Source organism: Sphaerisporangium rufum (assembly GCF_016863395.1).
Lineage (GTDB): Bacteria > Actinomycetota > Actinomycetes > Streptosporangiales > Streptosporangiaceae > Sphaerisporangium > Sphaerisporangium rufum.
In genome coordinates, this window is sequence record NZ_BOOU01000066.1 from 1 (window position 1) to 5,491 (window position 5,491).

A 5,491-nucleotide genomic window follows, 5' to 3' on the forward strand; every position below is an offset into this window, starting at 1 on the left:
CCCCGCCCGGCTCGAACAGGTCGGACCAGCCGCCAGGCCTCGGTGTTCGCCGGACGTCGCCCCGGCCCGGCCGCCGGGATCGGCCAGGTCGCCGGACGGCTCGCGCGCCGGCCGGGCGCGGCGGACGACTCCTCGGCGGCCGAAAGTCCCACCGCCCGGGTGGGACTCCCGGCTCCGCCGTCAGGACTTGGCGCCGGCCTTCGCGCCGGTACGGGCCCGTGGACGCTTGGGCGCCGGGCCCCGGGCCCGCCGCTCGGCCAGCAGCTCCGCGGCCCGCTCGATGGTGATCTGCTCCACCGAGTCGTCCTTGCGCAGCGACGCGTTGGTCTCCCCGTCGGTCACGTACGGGCCGAACCGGCCCTCCTTGACCACCACCGGCTTGCCGGAGACCGGGTCGGCGCCCAGCTCGCGCAGCGGCGGCGCGGCGGCGGCCCGGCCCCGCCCGCGCTGCTTGGGCTGCGCGAACAGCTCCTTGGCCTGCTCGATGGTGACGGTGAACAGGTCCTCCTCGGCGGCCAGCGACCGCGAGTCGGTGCCCTTCTTAATGTACGGGCCGAACCGGCCGTTCTGCGCGGTGACCTCCTCGCCGTCGATCTCGCCCAGCGCCCGCGGCAGCGACAGCAGCTTGAGCGCGTCCTCCAGCGTGACGGTGTCCAGCGTCATCGACTTCAGCAGCGAGCCGGTGCGCGGCTTGACCGCGTCCTTCTTCGCCTTCTTCTTGCCTTCGGCCGGCGGCGGCTCCTCCGGCAGGATCTCGGTCACGTACGGCCCGAACCGGCCGCTCTTGGCGACGATGGTGCGCCCGGAGGCCGGGTCCACGCCGAGCTCGCGATCACCGCTGGGCTGCTTGAACAGCTCCTCGGCGTGCTCGGCGGTCAGCTCGTCCGGCGCCAGATCCTCCGGCACGTTCACCCGGGCGCCGTCCCGGTCCAGATAGGGACCGTACCGGCCGACCCGCAGCACGATGTCGGTGTCCCGGATCGGGAACGAGCTGATCTCCCGGGCGTCGATCTCGCCGAGGTCGCTGACCAGCTCCTTCAGGCCGTCCCCCTGCTCGCCGTAGTAGAAGCGGCGCAGCTCGGGCACCCGTTCGGCGCGCGCGTTGGCGATGTCGTCGAGCACCTTCTCCATGTCGGCGGTGAAGTCGTAGTCGACCAGGTTGCCGAAATGCCGTTCCAGCAGGTTGACCACGGCGAACGCCAGGAAGGACGGCACCAGCGCGGTGCCCTTCTTGAAGACGTAGCCGCGGTCCAGGATCGTGCCGATGATCGACGCGTAGGTGGACGGGCGGCCGATCTCCCGATCCTCCAGCTCCTTGACCAGCGAGGCCTCGGTGAACCGGGCCGGCGGCCGGGTGGCGTGTCCCTCGGCGCCGAGCTCCAGCGCGGTCAGCGCGTCGCCCTGCCGCAGGTTGGGCAGCCGGCTGACCGAGTCGTCCCGGTCGGTCGACGGGTCGTCGGAGCCCTCCACGTACGCCTTCAGGAAGCCGTAGAAGGTGATCGTCCGGCCGGTCGCGCCGAACTCCACCTTCTCCCCGCCGCTGGAGGTGCCGGCGATCCGGACGCTGACCGACTCGCCGGTGGCGTCCTTCATCTGGCTGGCGACCGTGCGCTGCCAGATCAGCTCGTACAGCCGGAACATGTCACCGCTCAGGCCGGTCTCCCCCGGCGTGCGGAACTCGTCGCCCGAGGGCCTGATGGCCTCGTGCGCCTCCTGGGCGTTCTTGACCTTGCTCGCGTACACCCTCGGCTTCTCCGGGACGTACTGCGCGCCGTACAGCCGCACCGCCTGGCCGCGCGCGGCCGCCAGCGCGGTGTCCGACAGCGTGGTGCTGTCGGTACGCATGTAGGTGATGAACCCGTTCTCGTACAGCTTCTGCGCCACCTGCATCGTGTACTTGGCGGAGAAGCCCAGCTTGCGGCTCGCCTCCTGCTGCAGGGTCGTGGTGCGGAACGGCGCGTACGGGCGGCGGGTGTACGGCTTGCTCTCCACCGAGGACACCGCGTACGCCGAGCCGGCCAGCCGTCCGGCCAGGGCGCGCGCCGCCTGCTCGTCCAGGTGCAGGACGTCCTTGCCCTTGAGCGTGCCGGTGGCGGCGAAGTCGCGGCCCTGCGCGACCTTGCGGCCGTCGACCGTGACCAGGGTCGCGTTGAAGCTGCGCGGGTCCTCGTCGCGGCCGGTGTCGAACAGCGCCTGCAGGTCCCAGTAGTCGGCGGAGGTGAAGGCGATGCGCTCGCGCTCGCGCTCGACGACCAGCCGCGTCGCCACCGACTGCACCCGGCCGGCCGACAGCCGGGGCTTGACCTTCTTCCACAGCACCGGGCTGACCTCGTAGCCGTACAGCCGGTCCAGGATGCGGCGGGTCTCCTGCGCGTCGACCAGGCGAAGGTTGAGCGCGCGCGGGTTGGAGACGGCGTCCCGGATCGCCTGCGGCGTGATCTCGTGGAAGACCATGCGGTGCACCGGGACCTTGGGCTTCAGCACCTCGCGGAGGTGCCAGGCGATCGCCTCGCCCTCGCGGTCCTCGTCGGTGGCGAGGTAGAGCTCGTCAGCGTCCTTGAGCAGCTGCTTGAGCTTGGAGACCTGGGACTTCTTGTCCGGGTTGACGACATAGAGCGGCTCGAACTCGTGGTCCACGTTCACCCCGAGACGGGCCCATGCCTCGCCTTTGAACTTCTCGGGGATGTCATCCGCCTTTTCCGGCAAATCCCGAATGTGGCCGATGCTGGACTCCACGATGTAGCCGCGCCCGAGGTACCCGGCGATCGTCTTCGCCTTCGCGGGCGACTCGACGATCACCAGGCGGGTTCCGCCGGCGTTGCCGTTGTTGGCTGGCACGCTGCTTCCTACCTCGCTGTTCGCTGTCGTTCTCCTACCGGACGGCGCCGGCCCGCCGTGGGCGGCGGTCCTGTGCGGCCCCGTCACAGGCACGAAGGTAACCCGCCGTCGGAAAGTTCTCCCCGTCGGACTACCCGGTCACTTACCGGTGTTCCACGTACCTGGACCCGATACCCACGAGGACGCAGAATAGAGCCCAGAGAGTGCCAGCGTCCCCTTGCACACCCTTCGGAGACTAATGGCTTTGCTCCAGTACTCCTATTTGGACCTCTATCTACCCCGGGGCACGTCCCGGGAGGACGCCCGCCGGGTTCTCACCGAGCACGCCGAGTACGGGCATTGGGAACTCGACCGCCTGCGGCTGTACCCCGACGGCCGGCGGTACGTCCGCCTGCGCCGCAAGGTCCTCCGCGTGTCCAGCACCCTCTGACCGCCGGACGGCCGCCGGGCCTTGCCGCCGCGGACGCGCCACAACCGCCGCTTCCCCGCAGGGTGTGGTGGAGCACCACCTCCCCGTGGCCCGGCCGGCCGGCCACTCGCCGTGTCCGGCAGGCGCCCGGCGTCCGCGCCGGGCGTCCCGCGTCCCGGAGGACGCCGCGCCGCCCGTCGCGCCCGCTTCACCTGGCCCGGACCCGGTGTGCCCTGGTCAGGCAGCACACCACACCCCGGTCAGGACATGGCGTGCCGGACCGGCGTGATCTCGCCGGCCGCCCAGCACACTGTAACTCCCCTGTCGGCTTCTGTAATCCCCTGTCCCACCCCGCCGGCCGCCATCACCTCTCGGGCGACCATGATCGAACCGGCGCCCATCGTCGGCGGCTGCGACCCCCGACCTGGCTTCGCCCCCGATTCCCACGCGGCATCACCCGCTCCCGCCCCCGACGCGGCTTCGCCCACCCGAGCCCGGACATGGCTTGCCGGCCCCCGGCCCGGACATGGCTTGCCGGCCCCGAGTCCGGACATGGCCTTGCCGGTCGCGAGCCCGGACATGGCTTTGCCCGCCCCGGGCCGCGCACCCGGGACGGGCAAAGCTCTGTGCTTCGCCGCACGCGATCAGCTCCACGGCCCCAGAACCGCGGCCGGACTCGCGAGCGGCGAAGCGCCGGTGGACTCCGCCGCCGACGATGGACGGCGGAGGTGCCGGCGCCGCTCCGGCCACCCGGGCCGGGCGCGGATCTCCCCCACGAGATCCACACCCGCCCGGTACGGCCGGGCGGCGCCCGATGCCCGGCCGGGCGCACCGGGAGGGGTGCCCGGCCGGACCGGTTCGGTCACCGCCGGCGCGGGCGCAACCGCCGGGTGCCGGCGGAGAACGCCGCGGCCGCCGCGGCGAACAGGCCGCCCACGATCAGGGCCACCACCGAGCCGGAGTTCATCCCGGTGAGCCCGATCGGCCGGTCGGCGCTCATCAGATCCATCGAGCCGACCGGCAGGCTCTTGACCACCGCACCGGCCGGGGTACCGGACACGACCTTGCGCGCCTGGTCGACGGCGCCACCCGCCGCCCGCTCCTTACCGGAGAGCGACGGCGCACCCGCCGGGTTCTCCTCGGCGGCCGCGCCGCCGGGGACCGGGCCGCCCGACCTGCGGGCCAGATCCCGGACGTCCTGCCGGCCCGGCACCTTCGGCAGCTCCGGCAGGACTCCCTGACCGGCCATCTTGGTGCTTGAGGTCGGTCCGGTGTTACCGGCCAGGTGGCCCCGGCCGGGGCCGCCGACCGAGGCGCCGCCCAGGCAGCCCGCACCCGCGTCACCGAGGACGGCGACGGCGTTGCCGCAGGCGTTGATCGGCGCGGTGATCGGCGCGACGATCTGGTTGCCACCGAGGACGCTGTGCCGGCCGTCGGTCCGGTTGCCGCCGGCACCGCCACCGGAGCCGCCCTGCACCGAGGCACCACCGCGGCATCCCGCGAAGGCCCCGCCCAGCACCGCGACGGCGTTGCCGCAGACGTTGACCGGGGCGGTGATCGGCGCGACGATCTGGTTGCCACCGAGGACGCTGTGCCGGCCGTCGGTCCGGTTGCCGCCGGCACCGCCACCGGAGCCGGCCGGGGGGACGCTGACACCGCCCGGGCACCCGGCCTTCCCGTTGCCGACCGCGTTGCCGCACGCGTTGATCGGCGCGGTGATCGGCGCGACGATCTGGTTGCCGCCGCCGATGCTGGACCATCCGTCGGTCCCGTTGCCACCGGCCCCCCCGCCCTGCCCCGGCCCGCCCGGCTGACCGGGACCACCGGGGTGACCCGGACCGCCCGGCTGACCGGGACCACCGGGGTGACCCGGACCGCCCGGCTGACCGGGACCACCGGGGTGACCGGGCCCGCCCGGGTGCCCCGGACCGCCCGGGTAACCGGGACCACCGGGGTGCCCCGGACCACCGGGGTGCCCCGGACCACCCGGGTGCCCCGGACCACCCGGGTGCCCCGGACCACCGGGGTGACCCGGACTGCCCGGCTGACCGGGACCACCAGGATGACCCGGACCGCCCGGGTGACCCGGCCCGCCCGGCCGGCCTGGGCCACCGGGCCGACCCGGTCCGGCGGGGCCGCCCGGCCGGCCCGGCCCGTTCGGCCGCACGACCTCGGCGCCGCCCTCACAGCCGGAGAAGGCCTCGCCGATCACCGCGACCGAGTTGCCGCAGACGTTGATCGGCG

General features: G+C 73.5%; 4 protein-coding genes and 1 pseudogene. 2 read left to right on the forward strand and 3 right to left on the reverse strand.

What is annotated here, in order from left to right; translation table 11 throughout:
* Positions 1–180 precede the first annotated feature (180 nt).
* Positions 181–2,838, reverse strand: coding sequence for a type I DNA topoisomerase (gene topA, locus Sru01_RS24385; RefSeq protein WP_239137701.1), 2,658 nt, complete (start codon positions 2,836–2,838; stop codon positions 181–183).
* A 238-nt stretch (positions 2,839–3,076) separates the two neighbouring features.
* Between topA and Sru01_RS24390 the strand changes: the two genes are divergently transcribed.
* On the forward strand, positions 3,077–3,268 hold the full coding sequence (locus tag Sru01_RS24390; protein ID WP_373869544.1) for a DUF5703 family protein: 192 nt from the start codon (positions 3,077–3,079) through the stop codon (positions 3,266–3,268).
* Between the two features lie 841 nt (positions 3,269–4,109).
* Here Sru01_RS24390 and Sru01_RS24395 read toward each other — a convergent pair.
* The gene (locus Sru01_RS24395; RefSeq protein WP_239137702.1) at positions 4,110–4,724 is read right to left on the reverse strand and encodes a chaplin family protein; all 615 of its coding nucleotides are present in this window, start codon (positions 4,722–4,724) and stop codon (positions 4,110–4,112) included.
* Positions 4,725–4,769: 45 nt separating this feature from the next.
* Positions 4,770–4,997 (reverse strand): annotated as a pseudogene (locus Sru01_RS35850) (chaplin family protein); the annotation flags it as partial.
* A 78-nt stretch (positions 4,998–5,075) separates the two neighbouring features.
* On the opposite strand from Sru01_RS35850, the gene Sru01_RS24400 reads away from it, so the two are divergent.
* The coding region (locus tag Sru01_RS24400; protein WP_203990135.1) for a hypothetical protein at positions 5,076–5,491 on the forward strand (416 nt) is incomplete at its 3' end.

Excerpts from the sequence above, each read along its gene's own strand:
- Sru01_RS24390 (WP_373869544.1), top strand. The coding sequence starts at position 3,077 with ATGGCTTTGCTCCAGTACTCCTATTTGGACCTCTATCTACCCCGGGGC.